The organism is Flavobacterium sp. K77, assembly GCF_021608205.1.
Classification (GTDB): Bacteria; Bacteroidota; Bacteroidia; order Flavobacteriales; family Flavobacteriaceae; genus Flavobacterium; species Flavobacterium turcicum.
Genome location: NZ_JAKIHO010000033.1, coordinates 1 through 1,058, shown reverse-complemented (window position 1 = coordinate 1,058; position 1,058 = coordinate 1). Strand labels below are relative to the sequence as shown.

At 29.2% G+C, this 1,058-nt stretch carries 1 protein-coding gene; it reads left to right on the top strand.

Annotation, left to right across the window (positions count from 1 at the left end; genetic code table 11):
• Positions 1-921 (top strand): hypothetical protein (locus L1S34_RS14760; protein ID WP_236364858.1); only part of this gene is annotated, 921 nt, incomplete at its 5' end.
• Between the last annotated feature and the right edge of the window lie 137 nt (positions 922-1,058).

Sequence of the window (1,058 nt, the reverse complement as noted above, 5' to 3'; positions counted from 1 at the left end):
AATCAGTTATTAGAAAGTAAATATTTGCCAAAAAACACAAATATTTCGTTTGGGGTTAATCCAAATGAATTATTAAAAGGGTATTCAAAATTATATATTCCTAAACTTTCTTCAAGAGGAGTTGCAATCACAACAAATCCAGAAGAATACGATGTTGAAGTTAATGTTGGAGCAACTAAAGAAGATTGGAGATTAGCTGTCAAAATTTCTTTGGCTTTAGGAGAAATAAATAATTCTTTAATCAATCCCGAATTTGATAGTGAAAAATCGTTACAGGAATTTGAAAGAGATTATAACGAAGACTGGGTTGAAAGTGTTAAACATTTATCTATGGATAGTTTTATTCAAATGTTTAAAGAAGGAAAAACTGGTGGCGGTGCTATGACATTTATGGGTTGCATAAGGCATTATTATGTTGGTAATTATATGATTAATTTACTTTCTAAAGAAGATATCTCTGAAGAAATGTTTTATGATAGACTTATTGAAGAAATTAGAAAAATGCAATTTATTGAAGATTACGAAGAAGAAATAGAATTTCCAACAGTAAGAATAATGGATTTTCCAGAAGGTGAAAAAAAATTAACAATTTTTCCAGCAAACTTCAAAGTTTTATTATCTAATGCAGATTATGTTATCTTAAATAAGATAGGTGAAGCAATTGCAAAAGTTCCATATAATGATTTTATTAGCTATATTTCTACAAAAGCTAAAAGAGTTGATGAATTGCAATACATAATTTATCCAATAGAAGAAAGCGAGCATTACAAAATGCTTTTACATTTTAAGGCATTAGAAGAAGGGCAAAATACTATTAACAAAATTGACACTAAAGAAACTAGAGTGGAATCAAAAACAGAAATTGAGACAAATCAAATAGAAAAATTAGAAAGTAAAAAATGGTGGGAATTTTGGAAATAAAATTTACTGCCACTAACAGGGGTTTGGCAAAATGGGGGCATTAGTGCTAAATTGAGCATTTGTACTTCTATCAACATTAGTGCTAATTTGAACATTTGTACTTCTAATTCCCCCACTTCGCCAAGCCCCAAAACGTT